This window comes from Halobaculum sp. CBA1158 (assembly GCF_021431925.1).
In the GTDB taxonomy this organism is placed as follows: Archaea; Halobacteriota; Halobacteria; order Halobacteriales; family Haloferacaceae; genus Halobaculum.
In genome coordinates this window covers 2,801,659-2,825,550 of the sequence record NZ_CP090371.1, presented here as the reverse complement: position 1 = coordinate 2,825,550, position 23,892 = coordinate 2,801,659, and the positions used below count along the sequence as shown (strand labels likewise).

The following is a 23,892-nucleotide window of genomic DNA, read 5'->3' as shown; positions in this document are numbered from 1 at the left end:
CTCAGGCACCCCGCTGAATCGACTCGATGAGGTTGTCGTAGCCCACCGGAATCAGGTTGTTCGAGGCGTCGCGAAGGGGGACGTACTCCCCGTCGCGCTTCTCGGTCTTGTAGAACACCGGCTGGACCTCCGTCTCCTCGAGCGCCTGCTTGAGCTCCTGGATGTCGTAGCGCTCGCCGAGGAGCTCGTTGACTTCGCTCTTGAAGCCGGTGAAGCCGCCGTGTGCGGACGGCGGCTGGACCGGGATCGACTCGTCGTGGATCAACACGTCGGCCTTCGTGACCGCGATGACGACGTGCTCGACGTTCGAGTTCTCCAGGATCGGCTTGTAGTACTCGATCCCGAGCGTCCGGCCGGTGTCCTGTCCGCCCGTCTCGGCCTCGTCGAACTCCTGGGGGTGGACGAGCCGCTCGCAGTCGATCACGACCATGAGGATGTCCGAGCCGAGCAGGTCTGACGCGACCCGCCCCGCCTGGTCGTCGACCGACTCGACGGCCCCACCGTCGGCCTGCACGTCCGGGGCCTCGTCGCCGCCGAGGAACGGGAGCCGCGACAGCGTCGACGACGACGACATGTGCTCGACGCGGTCGGCGATCTGCGGGAGGAGCTGTCCGGGGTAGTCGTACGCGACCAGCCGCATGCGCCGCGGGAAGAGGTTACCGACGAGCATCTGGAAGCTGGTCTCGTTCAGCTGCTCCGTCTGCGGGAACGGCCAGTCCTCGGCGTTCTCCGGGTCGCTCGCGCGTTCGATCGCGCGCTGGAGGTACGGGTTCGGGTCCGGCTGCACGTCGTCGGTGTCGTACATCTTCAGCGCCATGCCGAGCATCGCCATGCTCTTGCCCGACTTCGAGGGGCCGAGCATCATGTAGCTGGACTTCACCTCGTATTGGATGAACTTGTACAGGAGGAAGATCATCACCACCGTCGCGACCGCGTCGGTCGGCTGGAACACCCCAGCCAGCACGACCTGCACGAGCGAGAGCACGATCACGAACGACAAGATTCCGAACAGCGCCCGCGCGGTGTTGGTGAACTCGGGAATCTCGCCGCTCGCGGTCCGGGGTCGCTTGAGCGTCGACTCCTCCAGGCTGATGCTGAACAGTTTGTCGATGTCGAGGACGATCGCCGCGAGGAACGCCAGCGCGAACGCGGCGACGTTCGGCACGTAGCCCAGGTCGATGTTCGGCAGCAACACGCCCTGGACGGTCAACACCACGAGCCCGAGCACCGTTCCGAGCAGCAACAGCGTCCCCTGTACCCGCTTTTTGATGTCGATCAGGAAGATGAGGAGGAACCCGAGATACAGGCCGAGCCCGGCGCTTCCGACCACCTGGAGCGCGATGAACCTGTTGTCGACCTCGAGGATCGACTGCACCGTGTTCCCGACGAGGTCGTATATGAGGTTGTTCGGTACCCACGCGCGCGCCATCATCCACCCGACGAGCGGGGCGGCAAGCAGGATGGCGAGGAAGCGAATAATGAGCTTCTTCCCGTCTGATCCCGACAGTCCGCCACCGAACTGTCCGGCCGTTTCTGTCATGACGACGTGTCATGTTATGCGGAACAAATTCATCCTTTGGGTTCGTTTCCGTTCGGTAGGCGATCGATAATACCCCGACGGCGCGAGGCCGGCGGTCGAGACCGGGTCTCGGAGGCGAAATTCCAACCGCCGATCACGCCTCACGAGCTATCGAACCGTGACAGCGTCGCGTACAGCGCTCCGAGCACGCCCGCGAGCGCGAGCGGCGCGGCGACCTCTCGGAGGCGCTCACGGAGCCACAGCGGCAGGCCGAACGGTCCCTCACCGACGGCGACCGTGAACGACGCGGGATCGGAGACGACGACGGACTCCGCACTCCCCCCCGTCGACTCCGGATACGCGAGCACCCGGACGCGAACGTTCCACCTGCCGTCGGCCGGCGGCGTCCCCTCGAGCGTCGCGGCCGCCGTCGCGTCGGTACCGACCGGCAGCGTCGTCGCGTTCAGCACCCGCCCATCCTCGTGCCACCCGCCGTCGACGGGCTTCGCCTCCAACCGGACGCGGAAGCTGTGCGGCTTCGGGCCGACGTTCCCGAGCCGAACCGTCGCCGCTGCGGCGTCGCGGGCGTGGTCGAAGTGGAGCGACTGGAACCGGGCGTCGATCTGTCGCTCGTCGGCTGCGGTGTTTCCGGCGACCCACTCGCCGGGCGCGCGCCAGCGTTGGCGGGCCATCGGGACCGGCCCGCCCTCGCCCTCGGGTCCGACCGTCCCCTCGTAACTGGCCCACACCTCGTCGCCGGTGAGCACCGCGAGCTGGTAGTCGACGCCGACCGAGCCGTCGTGGCTCCACGTCGTCGCGTCGCCCGTGCGGTCGGCGTGGATCCCGACGGCGGGCTCGAACAGCGCGGTGTCGGTGCTCGTCTCGTTGACGAACTGGCGCTGGATCTGAATCCCGTCGCCGTCGAACGCGCCGGTGTCACGCAGGTAGTTCGAGTGCGCCCCCAGCGCCGGATACACCGCCGGGTGGCCGTCGACCCGGTCGACGGCGCGCCACTCCCGGCGCTCGCCGCCGTAGTGTTGGGAGGCGGCCAGCCACTGCGGCCCGCTGTCGTTCGCGAGCACCGTCACCGTCTCCAGGTCGCTCTGGTGGGCCAGCAGGCTGGTGATCGACCCCGGCTGTTTCGGGTCGTACACGTAGAACAGCCAGTAGGTGACCGCCGTGTACGTCTCGCCGCGGAACTCGACGTCTCGGTGGACGCTCCCGTAGACGGTCGGCGGGTAGCGCTCGTCGTAGCGCTCGTAGTCGCCGTCGTCGAGATCCAACTCCCATCCGTCGCTGCGCTCGGCGAGCGAGAACATGCTCGGCTCCGGGTCGTCGACGGCGGTGAGTGCCTCCAGGTCGGCGTTGTACACGAACGACTCGTAGCGCGTCGGGTAGTACGTCTCGTTCTCGTGGAACGACACCAGCGGCGCGTACCGCCGCAGCAGGTCGATCCGGTCGGTGCCTTGCGCCCGTACTGTCGCGGTCAGGGTCGTTCCGTCCTCGGTCTCGACGCCCACGGTGTACGACCCGGCGACGTCGGGCCGAAGCGTCGCCGTGTCGCCGTGGGCGTACACCCGCGCGTCGCTCTCGGCCGGGGCGTCAGCCAGCGTCCACGACTCGTTCGCGGCGCTCGCGTCCGCCACGCCCAGCGACACCGGCGACCCGACCGGGGTGGTCGTCCGCGAGGCGAGGAGTCGACCGGCCGTCTCGGCGTCGGCGGTTTCGGCCTCGATCGTCTCGCTGTCGACGACCGCCGCCGGCGTCGCCCTCGGATCCGCCGGCTCCGCGGTCGCGGCGTCCTCGGCCGATCCCGTCTCCGCGGTCGCGGCGTCCTCGGCCGATCCCGTCTCCGCGGTCGCCACGCCCCCGTCGACGCCCGGTTCCGCGAGCGCCGTGCCGCCGACAGCGGCGACCGGCGACGCCGTCCACACCACCGCCAGCGCGAGCACGGCCGCGACTTGGAGACGTGTCGTCACGCGAATCGATCGGGGCGACCCCGACAAGTATCCTGCGGGGCGGGCGTAGCCGACTCCTTACTATCCTCGGCTCCGGCGACCCCCGAGGTGTGCCCTCCCTGCTCGTCCACCTGGCGCTGGCGGCGCTGTTCGCCGGGATACTGCTCGACCGGGCGTTCGACGCGCGCTCGCTCGCGGTCGTGTTGGCGGCCGTGTCGCTGCCGGATCTCGACGCGGTGGTCGCGCTCGCGGTGCCCGGCACCCACCGCGCGGCGCTGCACACCCTGCTGTTCCCGCTGGCGCTCGCGGCCCTCCTCCTGTTCGACTGTCGTCGCGAACGCTCGACCCTGCGCGCGCGCTACGGCGACCGCGGCGTTCGGATCGCGTCGGTGTCGGTTCTCGCGATCGCGCTCGCGGGGATCCTCCCCGACCTGGCCCACACCGGCGTCAACCTCCTGTACCCGATCCACGACCGATTCTACACCGTCGACGGTACTGTGCTGATCACGACCCACCGGGGCCTGGTCGGCGACCCGGGCATCGCCGCGGCCGGGTGGATCCCGCCGATCGACGTGCTTCAGCCCGACGGCACCACTAACACCACCCACCATCCGTCGCCCCTGGATCCGACGATGGGCGCGGACCCGCTCTCGGCCGAGCGGAAGATCTGGGTCGTCGGCGACGGGATCCGGCTCGTGCTCGTCGTCTCGACGGCGCTCGTCGTCGCGATCCGGCTCGCGATCGACCGTCGCGCTCGGCGGTAACGAACCCCGGCAGATCACGTCCTCGATCGCTCAGTCAGCTGATTGCTCAGTTTCCGATCGCTCCGTCGCGTCCCAGCGGACCGCCACGACGAGGTCGTCGTCCCCGTCGGCGTCGACGACCTCGGCCTCGACGGGCGCGTCCAGCCCGCGAGCCAGCGCGACGGCGACGAACGACGCCACGGGGTCGTCCACGTCCGCGGCCGCGCCGTAGGCGCTTCCGCCGACTGCGACGGTCGCGCGGCCGTCGCCCGGGTCGCAGTCGGTCTCGACGGTCTCGGCCAGCTCGAACGCCTCGACGAGCGCGTCGGCGGCCTGCGCCAGCACCCGCGTCGGCGACGACCCGAGCGGCTCCGAGAGGGTCCGCTCGAACGCCTCGAATAGCGGCGCGCCCGCGGGAACCAGCGACAGCCCGCGGCCGGCCCCGTCGCCGGCGTGGTCGACGACGAACGGCTCCGCGAGCGCGCCGTCGTCGGGCACGGCGTACTCGTCGTGGAGCGGCACGAACAGCCGGGCCGGCGTCGCCCCATCGACGGGCACGTACACCCGGACCGCCGACAGCCCGAGTTGGTCGACCATCTCCGAGAGCGACCGCGTTCGGGCGCGGTTCACGCGCTCGGCCGTCCCGGCGGCGACGAACCGCTCCGGGGTGATGACGAGCGTCAACACAGCGCCGAACAGGCCGATGCCGGCGAGCACGACCAGCGTCGAGCGCACCGTCGGGAACGCCGCCGCAAGCGCGGCCGCGACCCCGCCGACGGCCGCGAGGCCGCCGGCGGTTCGCCGGTAGCGGCTCCGGCGCGACCGCCGGTAGCGCTCGCGGAGTCGGTCGAGCTCAGCCTCCAACACCTCGACGCGAGCGCGAAGCTCCGGGGTCGAGAGCGCGTCACGATCGGCGTCGCGGCCGCGGTTCGCGTCACGATCGGCGTCGCGGCCGCGGTTCGCGTCACGTTCCGCGTTGCCGTCGCGGTCGCCGTCACCACCGCGACCCGAGCCGGGGTCGCCGTCGCGTCGGCTCACGACTCGCCCTCCGTCACGAGCCCCAGTCGGACCAGTTCGTACCGGTGGAGCAGGTACGACGCTGCTGCGAGGCCGGCGGCGACGACGACCGTCGCCCGCGCCAGCGAGTCGAGCGCGGCCTCGGCGAGCACGAACACCTCCGCGGCCAGCAGCACGACGCAGACGCCGACGGCGGCGGCGGTCTGCCCAGTCCCCGACTCAGTCGCCGCGACGACGAGCAGCGGCCCGAGCGCGACTTCGCTCGCGACGACCCGCCAGCCGACGGGCGCTGGAGCTACTGCGAGGAGGCCGACGTGCGCGACGACGAACGCCGCCGCGGGACCGCCGAGCAGTCCCGCGCCGGCCGCGACCGCGCCCGCGACGCCTCCCGACGGGCCCCACAGCGCCCACAGCCCCCCGATCGCCGCGAGAGACGCGAGGCCGGCCGCCGTCGACGGCGGTCGAATCGAGCGAGCGACCCGGCGCTCGAGCGCGCGAACGCGACTCATTCGGCGGTCGTTTCGGCCGTCCGTCCTTAGCGTTGTAGGTTCGCGCCGGCGTCACCGACGGCGACCCGCCGCACCGAGCACGGCGTCGAGGCGGTCGCCCGGCGCGACCTCGAGCGCGCGCACTCCGTCGAGGTTGTCGAGCCCCCGTCTGAACTCCTCGAACGACAGGTAGCGGTCGTACGTCGCCTCCACGTCCGCGAGCGACCCCGGCTCGAACAGCGCCCGGGGGGTGAGAAGCACCACCACCCCGGCGGCCGCCGCGCGGGCCCGCCCGACCGCCTCGCCGACCCGGTCTCGGTCGGCGTCGTCGGTCGCGATCACGATCCATCGGCCCTCGGAAGTCTCCGCGCGCGCCCGCTCGACGGCCGCGACCAGCGGGTCGCCGTCGACGCGACGCCGCCCGCGGGTCCCGCCCGCGAGAAACGGCGACAGCGCCCGATCGAACGCCGAGCCGTCGCCCGTCGTCGCCGTTGCCGTCGCTGTCGACGACGGCGCTGTCGTCGCCGGCGACGACCCCGCAGGTGTCGACGACGCCGTCGGGGCCGTCGGTCCACCCGCGGTCGCGCCGTCGGACGCGTCGCCGGACGCGCCGCGGGAGGCGCTCATCACGCCCCGGAGATCGACGCCGTCGTCCGGTTCGATCCGGTACAGGGCGTCGCGTACGCGACGGTAGCGCTCCGGGGTCGCCCCCGGCGCGAGGGCGTCGGTCACGGCGTCGTCGCCGACGGCGTAGAGGCCGACCGGGTCGCCACGGTCCTGGGCGGCGGCGGCGTAGCCCAGCGCGACCTCGCGGACGTACGCCAGCGGCTCCTCGCCGCTCGGTCCCTCGCCCATCGTCCGCCGCCGGTCGACCACGAGCGCGGTCGGGCGGTCGGTCTGGGATTCGAACTCGCGGACGTGAGGGTCGCCGAGTCGAGCGGTCGCGTTCCAGTCGATCCGCGCGAGTTCGTCCCCGGCGACGTACGGCCGGATCTCGCGCGGGATCAGCCCGCTTCCGGACGCGCCGTCGGTGTGCTCGCCGTAGGCCCCTGCAACGCGCTCGCCCCCGCGACCGACGTGGACGCTCTGCGGGTGCGGGGCCGCGACGACGAACTCCGCGTCGCTGGCCCGCCCGAGCGTCTCGCGGAACGCGCCGGTCGGCCCGTCGACGTCCACGACGACATCGGGTACGTCGACCCGGCCGGCGACCGGCATCGTCCACTCGACGACCCCCGTCGCCTCCGTCTCGCCCGGCGACAGCGTGAGCACCGAACCGTCGCCGGACGCGCCCGCGGCCCGCGCCCCCACCGGCGGCGGCACCGACACGCGGACGCGACACGCGACGGGCGACTCCAGCGACGCGCGAACCGTCACCGGAACGGGTTCGTCGACGACCGCCTCGCCGTCCGCGGGTCGCACCGTCACCGTCAGCGCGTCGTCGACTCGGAGGAACGCCCGGACCGCGGCGTACTGCCGCGCGAGGATCAGCCCGCCCAGTCCGACCGCCGCGAGCACGAGCAGCGGGCGCTCCGCGAGGACGGCGATCGCCGCGAGCACGGCGGCGACGGCCGCCTCACGCCGGGTTCGCGCGGTCGGATTCACGCCCGTCCCTCGCTATCGCGCCGCATTCAATCTTCCCTCTGCCGGCGACGCGCGCCCGATCGACCGCCCGTCAGTCCGCGATCGGTCGCGCTGCGAATCCGTCACGCCACGCGACCCGTCGGTGCGATCCGCCGATGCCATTCCCCGCCGGATCCGGGGGCACGAGCATTCGTCGGCGGCCGGACCATCCCTCCGGCGGTCGTTTCTATGAAATGAACGTATCGCCAGTATGGACAGTCTTATGGTAGCTATCGCATAACTGCTGGCAGACGCGGTACCGCCGCCGTCGATCCGCCTGTGGGGGTGAGCCGGCCGGCGCGTGCACGACCGGAGTCGACACCGAAATGTCATCGACGACAGAGACGGAGACCGAACGCGATCGAGGCGTCGAGGAGGGCGACCCGTCGGAGGATCCGGCAGTCGGCCCCGCTGTCGGCGACGAGGCGGTCGACGCGGTCGACCCGACCGACGCGGCCGCCGGCGACCCGGACGACGAGTGGTCGCTGTGTTCGGCCGACGGCGAGCGCGACCCGGCTGTGACGCTCGTGATGCCGACGCTCGACGAGGAGGCCGGCATCGCCGAGTGCATCCGGCGGGCGACGGCGGCGTTCCGGGAGATGGGCGTCTCCGCGGAGATCGTCGTCGCCGACAGCTCCACCGACCGGACGCCGGAGATCGCACGCGAGATGGGCGCGATCGTCGTCGAGCCCGACGAGCCCGGCTACGGCTACGCCTACCGCTACGCGTTCGAGCGCGCCCGCGGCGACGTGATCGCCATGGGCGACGCCGACACGACGTACGACTTCACGGAACTCCCGAAGCTGTTCGAGCACGTCGTCGAGGGCGACGCCGACGTGGCGATGGGCTCGCGCCTCGATGGCGAGATCCGCGACGGGGCGATGCCGCCGCTGCACCAGCACGTGGGTAACCCCCTGTTAACGCGGTTTCTCAACGCCTTCTACGACGCCGGCGTCTCCGACGCCCACTCGGGGATGCGGGTGTTCACCCGCGAGGCGTGGGAGGAGATGGAGTGTGACACCGACGGGATGGAGTTCGCCTCCGAGATGATCATGGAGGCCGGCGCGCGCGACCTCGACATCGCGGAGGTGCCGATCACCTACCACGAGCGCGAGGGCGAGGCGACCCTCGACAGCTTCAGCGACGGCTGGCGACACGTGAAGTTCATGTTGCTGAACGCCCCGGGCTACCTGTTCTCGGCCCCCGGGATCGCGCTGGGGCTCGTCGGCGCGGCGCTGATCGCGGTCGTCGCCCTCGACGTGAGCGTCGCGTCGGCGTCGTTCGGGATCCGGACGCTCATCGCGGGGAGCCTCCTCGCGATCACCGGCGTCCAGGTCGCCAGCTTCGGCGTGTTCGCGACCGTCGCGAGCGACCCGGTCCGCCGCCCGACCGACCCGGTCACCGGGCTGTTGACCGACCGGCTCTCGCTGGAGTCGGGCGCGACGCTGGGACTCGCGACGGCCGCGGCCGGCGGCGCGTACGCCGCCTGGGCGGTCCTCCGGTGGGCCGCGACGGGATTCACCGCGCTGCCGCCCATCTCGACCAGCCTGCTCGCGTTCACCGCCGTCGTGGTCGGCCTCCAGGTCGCGTTCGGGAGCTTCCTGCTGGCTGCGCTGGGCTCGGAGTAGCCCGACAGCCATCGGCGGGAAGCCCCTGTCCTGGGCGCGTGCGACCGTTCGGGGGTATCGGGACGCGTTACGTCTCCGGATCGCTCACGTTCACCCACAGGTGGAGTTCGCGGTAGGCGTCCCCGGCGGTCGCGTCCGCGGGTGCCTCCCCGCGATACAGGAGGTACTGGAGCCGCAGACGCTCGCCGGTCATCGTCGGCGTCACGGTGTGGGGGAGCGTCCACGTCTCGTTGTCCGCGAGGCTCGCGCGGTCGCGCCGGAGTTCGTCCGACTCGAGGACGGTCGTGGAGTTGTTCGCGACCCGCACCTCCTGCAGTTCGACGACGACGGTGTAGTTGGTCCGTCGGTGCTCGTGGTTGCCGATACCGACGACCAGCGACGCCGGCTCGCCGCGCACCAACTCGGTCGGGTAGTCGTCGGCGACGAGCTCGCCGTCCTCGCCCTCGGTGAGCAGGTAGAACTCGGTGAACGACTCGCCCTCAGTCGGGACCGCGACCGCGTAGCCCACGGAGGCGACCGCGACCACGACGCTGACCGCCAGCAGGACGTTGAGCGCGGCGTCGACCCGCGTCTCCGGCTCGAACAGCTCCGTCCGCGCGGCCGCCCCCCACTCGCGGTACGGCACGCGAAAGCGCTCCTCGGCGGGAAGCGCGCGCCGTCGGGCGGCCGCGACGGCCGTCAGCGCCAGCGTCACGCCGCCGACGGCGACGACGATCGGCGCGAGGCGGATCCCCCACGGCGTGAAGTTCAACACGAGCCCGATCAGCGGCACGACCGCGATCGACAGCCCGAACGACAGCGCCACCCGTTCGATCCCGTCGATCCCCTCGCGTGTGTCCGGCTCACCGGGGGCGTCGGCGAGGTCGTCGCTGACGGCGTCGGTGTCATCGCCACGGTCGCCGCCGTCGTCGTCGGCGTTGCCGCCGTCGTCGACGCCCGCACCACGGCCATCGGCGGCGTCCGCGTCGTCCGCCGGCGGCTCGCCCGCCTCCGGGAACAGCGCCGCGACCAGCGCGTACCCCGGGACGAACAGCACGAACGCGAGCCCGACGACCGGTCGGACCGGCGTCTCGTTCACTACGGGGACGAACACGACGACGACCGTGAGCAGCACCCAGCCGACGATCGCCGCCAGGTCCGCCGGGAGCCGGCGAACCGGCTCGGGGAGCAGCAAGCGCCACGACGTGTCCCCGGTCATGTGCCCCGCAAACGGTGCCGCTCACAAAAGGAAGTCGGTCCGCCCGCCCTCGGCGACTCCCCGCTACTCGTCGTCGCTGGCGCGGTCCGCGTCGCCGGCGTTCACCAGCGCCTCGCAGTCCTCGAGCAGGTCGGCGACCGCCGACGGGGAGGCCTGCTCGTCGCCGTAGGCGACCCGCTCGTACCGCTCGGTGATCCGCTCGAAGCGGTCGGCCGCCGCCGCGGGGAGCGCCCGCCCCGCGGCCGCGTTGACCTCCCAGTGGGTGCCGGTCGCGGGGACGCTCACGCCCTCACCGGCCGCGACGGCCCGGCGGGCCGCGCGGTACGCCGTCTCGACGGCGGCGCGCTCCTCGCCCGCCTCGTGGCGTCGCCGCGCGGCCGCGAGGAGGTCCCGCCCCGGCGATCGGTCCCCCGCGGCGGCGTCGTCGCCGACGCGGTCCCCGTCCGTCGCCTCGTCGCCACCGACCGCGCCGGCGACGGGATCGGTGCCCCGGTCGCGGCGGATCAACACGGCCAGGCCGATCCCCGTCGCGACGACCGCACCCAGCGGAAGGACCGGCACCGACGACAGGGCCGACCGGATCGCGGCGGTCGTCGCCTCGTCGCCGGCGTCGCGGTCGACCCTGATGGTCGCCGACGCGCGCTCGAGGCTCGTCGCGGGATCGGCGTACGAGACGGCGATCGCGACGCTCCCGTCGCTCCGGTCGCCGTCGCCGCCGTCCCCCTCACCGACGGCGTCCTCGAGGTCGATCAGCCGCCGAAAGGTCCCGTCGTCGCCGAGTCGCGCCGTGGCGACGACGGAGCCGTCGACGCTGATCTCGACGGCTCCCCGGGTCACCGGGTCGCCGTTCTCGGTCTCGACGGTCCCGGCGACGACCGCGGTCGAACCGTTGGGCGCGGTCGCGTTCGCGTCGATCGTCACGGGCGTCGACGCGACGGTCACGTCGGCCTCGGCGGGTCCGGCGCGAACGGCGCGGTCGCCGCCGTCGACGCCCGCGGTCACCGTCGCCTCGCCGGCGGTGACCGACGCCGGCAGCGACGCCGCGAGGCGGTAGCTCCCGTTCTCGGCGGTGCGGACGACCCCGAGGGTCGTCCCGCCGACGGTCACGCGGACGGGCGCGTCGGCGACGGGCGTCCCGTTCGCGGTCACGGTGCCGGTCACGGCGATCCGGTCGCCGGCGGCGGCGCGCTCCGGGGAGGCGGTGATAGTGACCGTCGCGTTCGTCGGCCGCACGGCCAGCGCGACCGTGTCGTTCGCGCCCAGGAACACCGAGTCATCGGCCGGCCGGTACGCCACGCGAACCGACCGATCCCCCGTTCGGATCCCGACCGGGCGGTACGTCGTCTCGAAGGCCCCGGTCTCGTCCGTCGCGACGCGCAGGCGACGCTCCCCGACGACGAGCGTCACGGTCCGGTTCGCCACGGGGTCGCCGTCGGCGGTCGCGATCCGCCCGCTGAGGCCCACGGGGTCGTCGAACGCGGCCGACTCTCGGGCGACGCTCGCCTCGACGACCGTCCGAACGAACGTCGCCTCGACGGCCGACTCGGTCCGGTTCTCGACCGAGGCGGTCGCGTTCCTGACCGACGACGTCGCGTCCGTCAGGTTCGCCGCGGTCGTCGACTCGACCGCGTCGAACGACCGCGTCAGGTTCGTTCCCGTCCGGTTCACGCGCTCGCCGTCCTCGCGAAGCTCCCGGGCGAGTTCCCGCGCCCGGGACTCGTTGCCCGCGCGGCGGGCCTCGCGGTACGCCTCGTACGTCTCCTCGAACTCGGCGGCGGCCTCGGCGTACTCGCGCTGGCGCTCGCCGGCCCGTTCGAACGCCTCCGGCGACGCGTCGGCGGCGTCGCCGGCGACCTCGACGTACGCCGACAGCAGCTCCGCGTAGTCGTCGTCGAGCGCGCCCCGCGCCGCCTCGTACTCTCCCTGCTCGATCCGGACGCTTCCCTCCGAGAGCCGCTCGGCGAGGCGGCTCGCCAGCGCCGACCGCACGGCCGCAGCGTCGCCGTCGCGGTCGACCTCGTCGGGGTTCTCGTGACTGGTGTTCGTCGCGTTCGTCGCGTTGGCCGGGGTCGCCGTTCCCGTCTGTTGGCCGATCGACACGCCGTCGACGATCCTCGTCGGCGACGTGTCGGTACCGGGCGAATCGCCGGCGACGACCGGCGCGGACGCTCCCGACCCGCCGGCGGCCGCGCTCGCCGCCGGCGTCGCGGCGACGAGGATCAGCAGGGTCGCGATCGACAGCGCCGCGACCGCGCGCGGCGACGGGACGGCGTTCACGGCGAGAGCGTGGTCGCCGCACCGCCTTAGTGGGTTCGGGTAGCGCCCGCGTCCGGTGGTCGGCGGAATACAAAGACACAAGGGAGCCGGAGCAAAGGGTGGCACCGATCCGATGCGACCGACGCGCGCCGCCCGCCGTGACACGCGTTCGCCGGGGTGGCCGCGGTGAGCTACCGGTGGCGGCTCGTCGCGGGGTGGTCGGCGCGCGATTGGCTCGCGGTGGCGGTGCTCGCGGTGACGGTCGCGTTTCTCACCGGCACGGTCCTCGTCGCCGTCGGCGCGAGCGCGCAGGTGCTCGGGCTCGCCGCCGAGTACGGCACCGGCGGCACCGTCGAGCGCGTCGACGACCCCGCGGCGCTGACGGCCGCCGGCGACGCCCCCTCTGCCGACCGCGCGGGCGACGCAGACAGCGCGGGCGACGCGGTCGTGATCCCGGCGACGACCGCGACCGTCGAGGGCGTCTCCGATCGGTCGCTCTCGACCGTCACAGTCGTCGCCGTTCCCGAACCGGTGACTGTGCCGACCCTCGCGGGCGAGGCGACGATCCGCCCTGTCGAGACCGGGGCCGCGACCGGCGACCGTCCCCCCGACGACGCCGTCACGCTGGTCGGTCCCGAGGGGAACGCCACAGTCGGCGTCGACCGCGCCGGCGACGCCGTGCTCGCGCCGGGCTGGTACCGGGTGAACGGCTCGACGCTCGACAGACTGGGTCTGCAGTCGGCGTTCGTGATCGACGCCGGCGACGCCGACGCGACGGCGGTACCGTCCCGGGGGGCACCCCTGCGCAGCGCGTTCGCCTTCTTCGCGGTCGGCTCGCGCGGCCTGGTCGACGCGCTCGCGGCGCTTTCGGTCGGCGTCGGCGCGCTCGCCGCGATCACGGTGTACAGCGTCTCGCGGATCGCCGTCCGCGACCGCCGGCGCGCGATCCGCGTCGCCCGCGCGACCGGCGCGCCGCCGCGCCACCTCGTCGCCGCCTTCGCGCTCCGAGGCGGCGTCCTCGCGCTCGCGGGGACCGCGCTCGGCTACGCCGTCGGCGTCGTCCTGTTGAACCTCGTGGTGAACGCGGCGGTGTTCCTCGGCGTCCCGACCAGCCTCGACTTGGGGGTGTCGCCCGCGGCCGCGCGGGTGCTCGTCCCGGCCTACGCCGGGGTCGCGCTCGTCGGCGTCGCCGCCGGCGGCCTCGCCGGCTGGCGGACCGCTCGCCTGCCGCCGGGAGCGATCGACGACGCGCTCGCCGACCCGGGGGCCTCCGGCGGCGCTCCCGTCGCCGACCGCGACGCAGATCCCGCCACGGACGACGACGCCGCACGCGGCCCGAGGTCCGGCGTCGCGGCCGCGGTTCGGTCCGGGACCGCGCGCGCCCGACGGGCGCTCGAGCCGTCGCTGTTGGGGTGGCGGCCGCTCGTGCCGACGGCCGGCGCGCTCGCCGTGTTCTTCGCTGTGAGCCTGACGCTCGCGGCCGGGGCGGGCGCGCTCGCGCCGCTGGTCGCCGGCGACACGATCACGGAGCCCGGCGCGGTCCACCCCGTCGCCAGCGGCGTCCCCGAGGGCTACGCCGACGCGCTCCGGGCGTCGGGAACCGACGCCAGCGCGGAGCTGCTCGCGTTCTCGGTCGTCGACGGCGAGGCCGTCCTCACCCGGGGGGCCGACTACGGGGCGTTCGCGTCCGTCTCGTCGGTGTCGCTGACCGCGGGCCGCGAGCCGGAACGCGCCGACGAGGCGGTCGTCGGTGCCGACCTCGCGGCCCGCCTCGACCTCGACCCCGGGGACGAGATGACCCTCGGCGGGAGCACGGAGCCCGCGGTCACGACGGTCACCGTCGTCGGCGTCTTCGCGGGGCCGGGCGCGGTCGACGACCAGCTGATCGTGTCGCTCCCGACGGCCCGCCACCTCACGGGGAAGTCCGGGGACGCCGTCCAGTTCGTCCGGACCGACGGAAGCGGCGACGCCGGGGGCGGAGGGTCCCCCGGGACGGACGGAGCCGCCGGCGACGCCGTCGGAGTGAACGGGTCAGGCGTCGTCGTCACCTCGATAGACACGCCGGGTTCGGCCGTCGCCGGCCGCAACGTCACGGTCGAGGCGACGCTCGTCGCCGTCGGCGGCCCCGCGACCGTCGAGGTGCCCGCCCGACTGGGCGACCAGCGGCGGAGTCGCACGGTGTCGCTCGAGGCGTTCGAGCAGCGGCGCGTCCCGCTCACGTTCGTCGCACCCCCGGCCGGCGAGCACGCCCTCCGCGTCGGCGACCGCGAGGCGACGCTCGTCTCGCGCGACCCGGACGCGCTCGCGCTCCGGGGGCTGCCGGCGACCGCGCCGCCGAACAGCACGCCCGCGGTGACGGTCGTGACCGTCGGGGGCGACCCGGTCGCGAACGCCACGATCGCCGTCGAATTCGACGGCTCCGAGGACGGCGGCGGCGCTGGAGACGGCGGGGACGGGGACGGAGACGCTGGAGACGGCGAGGCGTCGCGGACGGTCACGACGGGACCGGACGGCACCGCGCGGCTCCCGCTGGGCGACCCCGGGACGGCGACCGTGACCGCGCGGGCCGACGGGCGGACCGCGTCGGCGACCGTCGAGGTGTCGGCGGACGCGCGCCGGGATCTCGTCGCGAGCGTCGCCGTCTCGCCCGAACGGCCGTCGGTGCTGTCGACGCCGACGGTCACGGCGGAGCTGTCGAACCCCTGGAACGCGACCGTCGAGCGCGAGGTGACGGTCGCGGCCGCGGGGACGAGCACCGACCGCTCGGTCGCGCTCGCGCCCGGCGAGCGCACCCGGATCGACCTCGCGCTGGCGCGCCAGCCGCCCGGCGGCTTCGACGCGACGGTCGCGACGGACGGGACGACGCTCGCCGAGCGCCGCGTCGAGGTGGGCGGCGACGACCGGCTCGCGGCGGCGCTGGCGACGGCCGGCGTCGACCGCGACGCCTCGGCGATCGGCCGGGCGGTCGCGACCGTGTTCGGCAACCTCAGGCTGCTGGTCGCGTCGCTGTCGGCGGTCGCGGCCGTCACGGTCGTCGGCGGCGTCGCCACGGCGATGGCCAGCGCCGTCCACGCCCGCCGGCGGAGCCTCGGGATCCGCCGGGCCGCGGGCGCGACGCCCCGGCAGATCCGCCGGCTCGTCGTCGCCGACGCGGTCCGCGTCGGCGCGGTCGCGACGCTTTTGGGCGGCGTCGCCGGGGTCGCCGCCGTGCGCGCGCTCGACGCCATCGGCGCGCTGACTGTCTACGGCGTCTCCGTCGACCCGACCCCGTCGCCGGCGACGCTCGCGGTCCTCGCGGTCGCCTCCGTCGGCCTCGTCGCCGCCGGCGGACTCCTCGCGGCCGTCGGCGTCACCCGCGCGACGCCGGCGTCGCTGCTGGCCGCGTCCGGGAGGTGGGGCGGCGATGAGTGACCCGACCGACTCGAACGCCGCCGATCGGGACGGTCACGGGGGTACCGGAGTCCGCGGCCGTCGCCGTGGCGCGCTGGCTGTGCTCGCGGCGTTCGCGGTCGCGGTCGCGCTCCGGGCGAGTCCGCTGATCCGGTCGTCGCTCCCGTTCAATCCCGACGGGATCGTCTACGCGGGCCACGTCCGGCTGGTCGCCGCGACGGGGCGACTCCCCCTGTCGCGGATGCCCGTCGACGACCTCCAGTTCACGGCGTTCTTGTCGGTCGTCAGCGCCGTCACGGGCGAGTCGGCGCTGGTCGTCGCACAGCCGGCGATCGCGGTCGTCGGGGCCGTGCCCGTGCTTGTCGCCGCCGCGGTCGCCCGACGGATCGCCGCCCGGATCACCCGGACTGCCGTCCCAGTTGGCCGGGTCGGCCCGGGCGTCGCGGCCGGCCTGCTCGCCGTCGGCGGGCTCACCCTCCACCGGGCGATGGCGGTCGACGAGCAGACGTTGGGACTCCTCCTGGTTCCGCTGGCGACGGTCGCGTACGCCCGCGCGAGCCACACCGGCCGGCTCGGCTGGTACGCGGTGACGGCGGCGCTGGCGCTGGCGCTCCCGCCGACGCACAACCTCGACACGGTCGTGTTCGGACTCGTGCTCGTCGGCTGGGCCGTGCTCGCGCCGGGGCGCACCCCGCGCCGACTGGCCGGCCACGTCGCGGCCGCGGTCGCCTTCTGGGCGTACGCGGTCGGCTACTTCTCGCTGACCGCGCGGCTGACGCCGGCGTACGTCATCCAGAGCGCCAGGCTGACCGAGGCGCTCGACCTGTTCGCCGCCTGGGTGATCCTCGGGGCGTTCGGGCTCGCGGCGCTGGCGCGCGCCCGACCGCGGCGGGTCCGGGTCGCCGGCGCGCTCGCGGTCTGCGTCGCGTTCGGCCTGCTGGCACTCAACGCCGCGACCGCGGTGTTCCCGGGGCTGCCGCGGACGCCGGGCGTGCTCCTCGCGGCGTTGCTCCCGCTCGCGATCCCGTCGCTGGCGGCGGCGTGGGCGCTGCCGACCGCGCTCGCGGACCGGCCGGACGGGCGGGCGATGGCGGCGCTGGCGACCGCGGTCGCGCTGGCGATCGGCTTCTCGCTGTCGGCCGCGCTCACGCCGCCGTACCTCAACACCATCTACCGGGTGCAGACGTTCGCGCACCTGCCGTGGGCCGTGCTCGCGGGCGTCGCGCTGGCGGTCGGGCTCCCCCGCGTTCGCGGCGTTACCGGCAGAAGCGACGCCGCCGGAAGCGACGCCGCCGGCGACGGGTCAACTGGGTCCGGGGGGTCCGTCGATCCCCGCCACTCCGGCCGCCCCGGTCGTCTCCGTCGCGCGGCCGTCCCCGTCGCGGCGGCGGTCCTGCTGACGTGTGCGGCCGCGAGCCTCCCGATCGCCTTCGCCGGCGTCGACGTGGTCCCCTACCGGGGGATCACCGAGGAGGCGGAGTTCGCGGGCACGAGCCACGCGGTCGCGCACGTGCCGGGCACGTGGGCCGGCGACGACCACCTCGTCCGGATCGCCGGCTACTACGACCGGGACGAGCCGGCCCGGCGCGCGCCGGTCTCGGGCTGGCTCGCCGGCGGGCCGCCCCCCGACTGCGCCGTCGTCTCGCAGGCGTCGTGGGCGACGGTCGGCGCGCAGCAGTACCCCCGGCCGGCGGTCGCTGTCGACCCGGGTCGCTACCGGGGCCTGCTCGCCGACCGACACGTCGTCTACGACGCCGGCACCCGCGACCGAGTCGCGATGTCGCTGCCGAGTCGCCCCGGCGGCGCGGACTGCTGATCCGGCTCGGGGGTCACCCGAACCGACCGACAGGACTAACAGCCGCTCGGCGTCACTCCCGGCCGTGAGCGACCCCCCGGCTCTCGCCGCGCGCGACCTGGTCGTCACCCGCGGCGGCGAGCGCGTCCTCGACGGCGTCGACGTCGCCGTCGACCGCGGCGACCGGGTGGTGATCCGGGGCGCGAGCGGCTCGGGCAAGTCGACGCTGTTCGCGACGCTCGGCCTGCTGGAGCCGGCCGACGCCGGCGTCGTCGCCGTCGCCGGCCGCGACGCCTCGGGACTGTCAGAACGCGAGCGGGCGACTCTCCGTCGCGACCACCTCGGAATCGTCTTTCAGGACTTCCAGCTCGTCCCCGACCTCGACGCGTGGGACAACGCCGCGCTCCCGCAGGACCACGCCGGCGAGCGCGACCCCGACTGGCTCGCGCGGCTGTTCGACCACCTCGGGATCGCAGACCTCGCGGACCGCTACCCCGCGAGCCTCAGCGGCGGCGAGAAACAGCGCGTCGCCATCGCCCGCGCGCTGGCGAACCGCCCGGCGGTCGTGCTCGCCGACGAGCCCACCGGCCAACTCGACCCCGAGGCGACCGAGTCGGTGCTCGACCTCCTCCGCTCGCTCCGCGAGGCGTTCGACGCCGGCGTCGCCGTCGTGAGCCACGACCCGGCCGTGAGCGGCGGGTTCGACCGCCGACTCGACCTCGTGGACGGCGCGTTGACCGCCCGCGACGACGGATCGTAACCGCCCGCGCGGTACGCTTCGTAACCACCCGCGCGGTACGCTTTTTTCTCCCCGCCGTTCATCCGCGAGCATGGTCGTCGACGCCGGCGTCGTCGCGCTCGCGGTCACGGGCGGGGCGTTCGTCGCGTTCGCGCTCGCCACGCTGAAGCCCGACAGCGGGCTCCGCCGCGCCTACGCGGTCGATCCCGCCGACGACGCGGCGGCACGCGGCAACGCCGCCGTCGTCGCGGCCGTCGGGGCCGGACTGCTCGCGCTCGCCGGCGCGGTCGCCGCCGGCGTCCCGGGCCGCGTCGTCGGCGTCGCGACGCTGTCGGCCAGCGCCGCGGCGTGTCTCGCGCTCGGGTGGCTCGTCCGCTACCGCGACCGGCGGGAGCTGCTCACGATACCGAACGCCGACAGGGAGACGGCCCGCCGACTCGGCGCGGCGGTGATGGGGTGTGGACTCCTCCTGCTTCCCCTGATTCCGGCGGTGTGGCTGGACGCCGGCGACGCCGTCGTCGCGGCGCTCGCGCTCGGCACCTCGCTGCTCGCCCTCGTCGCCGTCGCGGTCGCTGTGCGGTGAGGCCGCCGGCGACGACGCGACCGCGGGTGCGACGAGGCCCCCGCAGTCGCCGGCCGCTCTCAGCCCAGTCGGACCGGGTCGTCGTCGGGGACGATCCGCACGCGGACCTCGTCGCCGACGGCGAACGTCGGGTCGCCGGCCTCGGGTCGAGTCACGAGTTTCGCCCCGAGGTCGTCGCCGCGGGCGGCAAACAGCGACAGCCCGGTGATCCGCTCGCCGTTCGCCAGCACGGCCACGTCGGCCCAGTCGACGTGGCGGCCGACTCGGCTGCCGACCTCGGTGCCGAGCAGCGACAGCGCCGGCGACGCGTCGTCCCCGTCGGCTCCGGCCTTGACTCCGGTTCCGTCATCGACCTCGGTTTCGACTGCGACTCCGGCTTCGACCGTGATTTCGGGTCCGGCCGCGAGGACGCCGCCGCCGGCGTAGTGGGCGAGTCCCCCGTCCAAGGGACGCCCGTCGTCGCCGGCGAGCGCGTGGAACCCCTCGCCCGCGGAGGGCGGCCGAGGGGCGTCCAGCACGGCGTGGCTCGCGCCCGTCTCGACGACTGTGCCGGTGCCGTCCCAGCCGACCGGGGTCACGGGCGCGTCGGCGACGAGCGGGAGCGATCCCGACGCTCGATAGGGGTTCCTCTCGCGCTCGCGGAACTCCAGGTGGAGGTGGTTGTCGACCCACCGGCCGAAGAACCCGGAGCGCACCAGATCGCCGAGCGGGTCGCCGACGGCGACCTCGTCGCCCGCCTCGACCGCGGGGTCGACGTGGAGCACGCGCGCCAGGTGCTCGCCGGCGTCGAGCACGATCAGGTGGTCGCGGTCGACGGCGTACTCGCGGTCCGGACAGCCGACCGTCCGGGCGTCGAGCACCTCGCCGGCGACGGGGGAGCCGACCGCGTCGCCGTCGCCGGCGGGGTAGAGGTCCACAGCGCGGGCCCGGTCGTGGGCCGGGTACGGGGAGTTGTACAGCGAGAACTTCCGGTGGCGCGCGAGCAGGGACTCGGGGAGGACGACCGGGGCCGAGTCGGTCGATCTCGGCGCGCCTTCGTCAGTCCGGCGTCCGCCCGCCGACTCGTCCATATCCGTCGCAGGCGACGCAAGCGCTTAGGCGACCCGACTCCCAGCGGCGGACGTGACAGCCGAGGACGGCGGCGGTCGCGTTCGCGTCTACCGCGGTCGCCGACCCCGTCGCGACGCCGACCGCGCCGCCACCGGCGCGATGCTCGCCGAGGCCGCCGAGTCGACCGTCCCCGCGCTCCGGGTGTGGACGCCCGGCCGGTCGCTGGCGTTCGGCCGGCGCGACGTCCGCGCGGCGGGGTACGACCGGGCGCGAGCCGCGGCCCGCGAGCGCGGCTTCCCGCCGGTCGAGCGCTCCGTCGGCGGCCGCGCGGTCGCGTACGCCGACTCGACGCTGGCGTTCGCGCACGCGATCCCCCTCGACGACGCCCGGACGGGGTTGAACGACCGCTACGAGTCGGCCGTCGCGACCCTCCTCGCGGCCCTCCGCGACGCCGGCGCGGACGTGGCGCGCGGGGAGCCGTCCGCCTCGTACTGCCCGGGCGACTACTCCGTCCGCGTCGCCGGCGGCGGAAAGCTGTCGGGGATCGCCCAGCGCGTGCGGCGGGACGCCGCACTCGTCTCCGGCTGCGTGACCGTCGCCGAGCGCGGCCCGATCCGGGCGGTCCTGTCGCCCGTCTACGACGCGCTCGACGTGCCGTTCGACCCCGACTCGGTCGGCTCGGTCAAGCTGGCGGGCGGCCCCGACGACCCCGAGGCGGTCCGAGAGACGCTCGAGTCCGCGTTCGTCGGCGACCGCGCGGCCGACGTGTGCGACGTGGCGGACCTGTCGATCGACGGCGACTGACCCGTCGGACTTACGCCGCCCCCCGCGCACCGTCCGTCAATGACCACGCTGTTCAGACACGCCACGCTCGCTGACGGGCGAGTGCGGGACGTGCTCGTCGCGGACGGGACGATCGCGCGGGTCGCCGACGCGGACACCGTCGCCGTCGAGGACGCCGCGGGCGACGCGACGGCGGTCGACGTCGTCGACTGCGACGGAAAACACCTCCTGCCGGGCGCGATCGACGCGCACGTCCACTTCCGCGAGCCCGGCTTCCCGCACAAGGAGGACTGGCACACCGGGTCGCGCTCGGCGGCCGCCGGCGGCGTCACGACCGTCGTCGACCAGCCGAACACCGACCCGCCGACGGTGACCGGCGACGCGGTCGACGGGAAGGCCGACCGCGCGTCGCGGTCGCTCGTCGACTTCGGGATCAACGGCGGCGTCACCGCCGACTGGGACCCCGACTCGCTGTTCGATCGGCCGATCCTCGCGCTCGGAGAGGTGTTCCTCGCCGACTCCACCGGCGACATGGGAATCGAGGCGGACCTCTTCGGCGACGCCGTCGCACGCGCGGCCCGCGAGGACGTGACGGTCACCGTCCACGCCGAGGACGCCGACCTGTTCGACCGGGCGGCCCTGGAGCGCGCCGGCGACGGGACCGGTCGCGACGCGGACGCCGACGCCTGGAGCGCCTACCGGACCGCCGAGGCCGAGGCCGCGGCCGTCGAGCGCGCCCTCGCTGTCGGGGCGGACTCCGACGCCGACGTCCACATCGCTCACACGTCGACGCCGGAGGGGATCGACGCCGCCAGCGACGCGGGCGCGACCTGCGAGGTGACGCCCCACCACCTGTTCCTGTCGCGCGAGGACCTCGACGGCCTGGGAACGTTCGGCCGGATGAACCCCCCGCTGCGGAGCGAGGAGCGCCGGGAGGCCGTGTTCGAGCGCGTCGCCGACGGCACCGTCGACGTCGTCGCCACCGACCACGCGCCCCACACCCGCGCGGAGAAGGACGCGAGCGTCCGGGAGGCCCCGTCGGGGGTGCCCGGCGTCGAGACGATGCTCCCGCTGCTGCTGCAGGAAGTCCGTGAGGGGGCCCTCGACCTGACGCGCGTCAGAGACCTGGTCGCCGCCGCCCCCGCCCGGATCTTCGACGTGCCGGGGAAGGGACGGGTCGAGGAGGGTGCCGACGCGGACCTCGTGCTCGTCGACCTCGACGAGGCCCGGGAGATCCGCGGCGACGACCTCCATTCGAAGTGCGGGTGGACGCCGTTCGAGGGCCGCGAGGCCGTCTTTCCCGAGTTGACGCTCGTGCGCGGTCACGTCGCCTACGACGCCCGCGGCGGCGACGAGGCGTTCGGCGGGGCGGTCGGCGAGAACGTTCGGCGAGGGTCGTAGCCGACGCCGGCAGCGAGAACGGCGACGACACCGTCGCCGACGGTCGATCCGCCCGCGTCGGCCGTCGGCTACCCCCCGGCGAGGAGGATCCGCGTCAGCGCCGCACCGGTCACCGATCCGGCCCCGGCGACGGCCCCGGCGGACGCGACTCTGGCGGCCGTCTCGGTCCCCTCGGGGGCGTCCTCGCGCCGGGCCAGCGCGTGCGCGAGGAGCCACCCGAGCAGCCCCGCCGCGAGCGCGACCGTTCCGACGACCCCCGCGACGACGGCCGCTCCGACCCCGAACGGGTCGTCGAGGGCGGCGACGCCGCCGGAGAAGACGACTCCGAGCACGAACGCGGCCGTGGCCGTGAGGACGGAGACGCGTGTCACGCCCGGTGTCTCGGTGGCGACGACGCAAAGGGTTGGCGGCGAGGCGACAGGACAACCGTTTTGAGGCCCCGCCGCCCCGGGTGAGACATGGCCGGAAGCCACCCGCTCGCCGGGTTCACCGACTTTTGGGACGACGTGATGGCCGACATGGAGGCCACAGCCGAGGAGTACCGCGAGTCGGGGTGGGACGTGACCGAGCTCCACCCCGGGGACGTGACGCCGCTCCCGAACGCCAGCACCGCCGGGACCGGCGTCGAGGCGGAGCGCCTCGGCTTCGACGTGCTCCTTCCGGGCGACGAGTTCGAGACCGTCCAGGAGACGGTCGCCGGCGTCGAGGACGGCTTCGACGAGTACGACGCCTACCGCGCCCAGCGCTCGAACGTCGTGTTCCTCGTCGTCGCGATGAAGGCGGAGGCCGCGGGAACGGCCGTCGTCTTCCCGCTGTACTACTCGCAGGACCAGGCCGAGCCGCTGCTCGATCGCGCCGAGCGCGCCGGCGAACTCCACACCTACCTCCGGCCCCTCGACGACTCCGAGCGCGTCGTGTTCACCCAGCGCGAGCCCGACGCGCTGTTTCCCGAAGGCGGCGATAGTGACTCCCTCGACGGCGACGCCGCCGAGTAGGCCTGATCGACCGCGGACCGACCACCGGCCGACCGCTACGCGAACCGCACGTCCGAAAGCGTCGTCGTCTCGCCGAACAGCCAGTCGGCGTGTTCGACGGCGTACTCCTTGTGCTCCTCGTCGATGTAACCGAGGGCGTCGTCGACGACCACCGGCCGGTAGTCGCGCAGCCCCGCCGAGCCGGCGGTGTGGAGGACGCAGACGTTCGCGAGCGTCCCGCAGATCACCAGGTCGTCGATCCCGTGTGCGTCGAGCCACCCCTCGAGATCGGTGCGGTAGAAGGCGTCGTAGGTGTGTTTCTCGACGACGTGGGCGGCGTCCTCGGTCGGAAGGTCGTCTATCAGCTCGGCGTCCCAGCTCCCCTCGACGACGTGCTCGCCCCAGCGGTCGAACTCGTCGTAGTAGTGGGCGTCGTCGAACTGCTCGGGCGGGTGCACGTCGCGGGTGTATACCACCGGCGCGTCGGCGTCGCCGGCGCGGTCGACGAGCCGACTCACGGGCTCGACCGCCGTCTCGCTGGGCGGGGCGTACAGGCTCCCGTCCGGGTGGCAGAAGCCGTTCTGCATGTCCACGACGACGACGGCGGTGCTGTCGGGGTCGAAGGCGGCTTCGTCCGCTGGCATGTCGGACCGTTCGAACCGCGCCCACAAAACGGCTCGGCGCGTCGGCCGACGGGGCGGACCGAACGGCGCGGGCGACGGAATCGCCGTCCGATCTCGACCTTGAATT

19 protein-coding genes are annotated in these 23,892 nt (G+C 74.2%); 9 read left to right on the top strand and 10 right to left on the bottom strand.

The features are described from left to right. Nucleotide 1: 1 nt before the first annotated feature. The gene (locus Hbl1158_RS14685; RefSeq protein ID WP_234297993.1) at nt 2–1,540 is read right to left on the bottom strand and encodes a hypothetical protein; all 1,539 of its coding nucleotides are present in this window, start codon (nt 1,538–1,540) and stop codon (nt 2–4) included. A gap of 140 nt (nt 1,541–1,680) precedes the next feature. Further along, nucleotides 1,681–3,498 (bottom strand): hypothetical protein, encoded by a 1,818-nt coding sequence (locus tag Hbl1158_RS14680; RefSeq protein WP_234297992.1) that lies wholly within the window; start codon nt 3,496–3,498, stop codon nt 1,681–1,683. An 89-nt stretch (nt 3,499–3,587) separates the two neighbouring features. On the opposite strand from Hbl1158_RS14680, the gene Hbl1158_RS14675 reads away from it, so the two are divergent. Next, complete coding sequence (locus Hbl1158_RS14675; protein WP_234297991.1) at nt 3,588–4,241, top strand: metal-dependent hydrolase; 654 nt, start codon at nt 3,588–3,590, stop codon at nt 4,239–4,241. Between the two features lie 30 nt (nt 4,242–4,271). Here Hbl1158_RS14675 and Hbl1158_RS14670 read toward each other — a convergent pair whose 3' ends face one another. Genes Hbl1158_RS14670 through Hbl1158_RS14660 form a run of 3 tightly spaced genes read right to left on the bottom strand, consistent with a single transcriptional unit; the run spans nt 4,272 to nt 7,327 of the window. Then, nucleotides 4,272–5,258, bottom strand: coding sequence for a hypothetical protein (locus Hbl1158_RS14670; protein WP_234297990.1), 987 nt, complete (start codon nt 5,256–5,258; stop codon nt 4,272–4,274). Beyond that, on the bottom strand, nt 5,255–5,746 hold the full coding sequence (locus Hbl1158_RS14665) for a hypothetical protein (protein WP_234297989.1): 492 nt from the start codon (nt 5,744–5,746) through the stop codon (nt 5,255–5,257). Before Hbl1158_RS14665 ends, Hbl1158_RS14670 begins: the two co-directional genes overlap by 4 nt. 51 nt (nt 5,747–5,797) lie before the next feature. After that, nucleotides 5,798–7,327: a DUF58 domain-containing protein gene (locus Hbl1158_RS14660; protein WP_234297988.1), complete on the bottom strand. Its 1,530-nt coding sequence runs from the start codon at nt 7,325–7,327 to the stop codon at nt 5,798–5,800. A 548-nt stretch (nt 7,328–7,875) separates the two neighbouring features. Here Hbl1158_RS14660 and Hbl1158_RS14655 point away from each other — a divergent pair. After that, entirely contained in the window at nt 7,876–8,973 is a 1,098-nt protein-coding gene (locus Hbl1158_RS14655) for a glycosyltransferase family 2 protein (RefSeq protein ID WP_234299549.1), read from the top strand. 67 nt (nt 8,974–9,040) lie between these two features. Here Hbl1158_RS14655 and Hbl1158_RS14650 read toward each other — a convergent pair whose 3' ends face one another. After that, complete coding sequence (locus Hbl1158_RS14650) at nt 9,041–10,171, bottom strand: DUF1616 domain-containing protein (protein WP_234297987.1); 1,131 nt, start codon at nt 10,169–10,171, stop codon at nt 9,041–9,043. A gap of 63 nt (nt 10,172–10,234) precedes the next feature. Beyond that, nucleotides 10,235–12,448, bottom strand: coding sequence for a DUF4129 domain-containing protein (locus Hbl1158_RS14645; RefSeq protein WP_234297986.1), 2,214 nt, complete (start codon nt 12,446–12,448; stop codon nt 10,235–10,237). Between the two features lie 165 nt (nt 12,449–12,613). On the opposite strand from Hbl1158_RS14645, the gene Hbl1158_RS14640 reads away from it, so the two are divergent. The 4 genes from Hbl1158_RS14640 to Hbl1158_RS14625 all read left to right on the top strand — a co-directional run bounded on the left by Hbl1158_RS14640 (nt 12,614) and on the right by Hbl1158_RS14625 (nt 18,934). Further along, entirely contained in the window at nt 12,614–15,838 is a 3,225-nt protein-coding gene (locus Hbl1158_RS14640) for an ABC transporter permease (RefSeq protein WP_234297985.1), read from the top strand. Continuing rightward, entirely contained in the window at nt 15,831–17,633 is a 1,803-nt protein-coding gene (locus Hbl1158_RS14635; protein ID WP_234297984.1) for a hypothetical protein, read from the top strand. The genes Hbl1158_RS14640 and Hbl1158_RS14635 overlap by 8 nt, the downstream gene beginning before the upstream one ends. Nucleotides 17,634–17,697: 64 nt before the next feature. Further along, nucleotides 17,698–18,372, top strand: coding sequence for an ABC transporter ATP-binding protein (locus Hbl1158_RS14630; RefSeq protein ID WP_234297983.1), 675 nt, complete (start codon nt 17,698–17,700; stop codon nt 18,370–18,372). A 70-nt stretch (nt 18,373–18,442) separates the two neighbouring features. Beyond that, nucleotides 18,443–18,934: a hypothetical protein gene (locus Hbl1158_RS14625; protein ID WP_234297982.1), complete on the top strand. Its 492-nt coding sequence runs from the start codon at nt 18,443–18,445 to the stop codon at nt 18,932–18,934. 59 nt (nt 18,935–18,993) lie between these two features. Here the strand turns inward: Hbl1158_RS14625 and Hbl1158_RS14620 are convergent, their stop codons facing one another. Further along, a complete protein-coding gene (locus Hbl1158_RS14620) occupies nt 18,994–20,004 on the bottom strand; it encodes a hypothetical protein (RefSeq protein WP_234297981.1) in 1,011 nt (336 codons plus the stop codon). Nucleotides 20,005–20,143: 139 nt separating this feature from the next. On the opposite strand from Hbl1158_RS14620, the gene Hbl1158_RS14615 reads away from it, so the two are divergent. Continuing rightward, nucleotides 20,144–20,788, top strand: coding sequence for a lipoate--protein ligase family protein (locus Hbl1158_RS14615; protein WP_234299548.1), 645 nt, complete (start codon nt 20,144–20,146; stop codon nt 20,786–20,788). Nucleotides 20,789–20,827: 39 nt separating this feature from the next. Next, nucleotides 20,828–22,168, top strand: coding sequence for a dihydroorotase (locus Hbl1158_RS14610; protein ID WP_234297980.1), 1,341 nt, complete (start codon nt 20,828–20,830; stop codon nt 22,166–22,168). Between the two features lie 68 nt (nt 22,169–22,236). On the opposite strand, the gene Hbl1158_RS14605 is transcribed toward Hbl1158_RS14610, so the two are convergent. Continuing rightward, nucleotides 22,237–22,539, bottom strand: coding sequence for a hypothetical protein (locus Hbl1158_RS14605; RefSeq protein ID WP_234297979.1), 303 nt, complete (start codon nt 22,537–22,539; stop codon nt 22,237–22,239). 87 nt (nt 22,540–22,626) lie between these two features. Here Hbl1158_RS14605 and Hbl1158_RS14600 point away from each other — a divergent pair, with 87 nt between their 5' ends. Then, complete coding sequence (locus Hbl1158_RS14600; protein WP_234297978.1) at nt 22,627–23,163, top strand: hypothetical protein; 537 nt, start codon at nt 22,627–22,629, stop codon at nt 23,161–23,163. Between the two features lie 35 nt (nt 23,164–23,198). Here the strand turns inward: Hbl1158_RS14600 and Hbl1158_RS14595 are convergent, their stop codons facing one another. Next, a complete protein-coding gene (locus Hbl1158_RS14595) occupies nt 23,199–23,786 on the bottom strand; it encodes an isochorismatase family cysteine hydrolase (RefSeq protein WP_234297977.1) in 588 nt (195 codons plus the stop codon). Nucleotides 23,787–23,892: the final 106 nt, after the last annotated feature.

Excerpts from the sequence above, each read along its gene's own strand:
- Hbl1158_RS14610 (WP_234297980.1), top strand. The coding sequence starts at position 20,828 with ATGACCACGCTGTTCAGACACGCCACGCTCGCTGACGGGCGAGTGCGG.
- Hbl1158_RS14615 (WP_234299548.1), top strand. The coding sequence starts at position 20,144 with ATGCTCGCCGAGGCCGCCGAGTCGACCGTCCCCGCGCTCCGGGTGTGG.
- Hbl1158_RS14625 (WP_234297982.1), top strand. The coding sequence starts at position 18,443 with ATGGTCGTCGACGCCGGCGTCGTCGCGCTCGCGGTCACGGGCGGGGCG.
- Hbl1158_RS14600 (WP_234297978.1), top strand. The coding sequence starts at position 22,627 with ATGGCCGGAAGCCACCCGCTCGCCGGGTTCACCGACTTTTGGGACGAC.
- Hbl1158_RS14685 (WP_234297993.1), bottom strand. The coding sequence starts at position 1,540 with ATGACAGAAACGGCCGGACAGTTCGGTGGCGGACTGTCGGGATCAGAC.
- Hbl1158_RS14665 (WP_234297989.1), bottom strand. The coding sequence starts at position 5,746 with ATGAGTCGCGTTCGCGCGCTCGAGCGCCGGGTCGCTCGCTCGATTCGA.
- Hbl1158_RS14635 (WP_234297984.1), top strand. The coding sequence starts at position 15,831 with ATGAGTGACCCGACCGACTCGAACGCCGCCGATCGGGACGGTCACGGG.
- Hbl1158_RS14595 (WP_234297977.1), bottom strand. The coding sequence starts at position 23,786 with ATGCCAGCGGACGAAGCCGCCTTCGACCCCGACAGCACCGCCGTCGTC.
- Hbl1158_RS14655 (WP_234299549.1), top strand. The coding sequence starts at position 7,876 with ATGCCGACGCTCGACGAGGAGGCCGGCATCGCCGAGTGCATCCGGCGG.
- Hbl1158_RS14620 (WP_234297981.1), bottom strand. The coding sequence starts at position 20,004 with ATGGACGAGTCGGCGGGCGGACGCCGGACTGACGAAGGCGCGCCGAGA.
- Hbl1158_RS14650 (WP_234297987.1), bottom strand. The coding sequence starts at position 10,171 with ATGACCGGGGACACGTCGTGGCGCTTGCTGCTCCCCGAGCCGGTTCGC.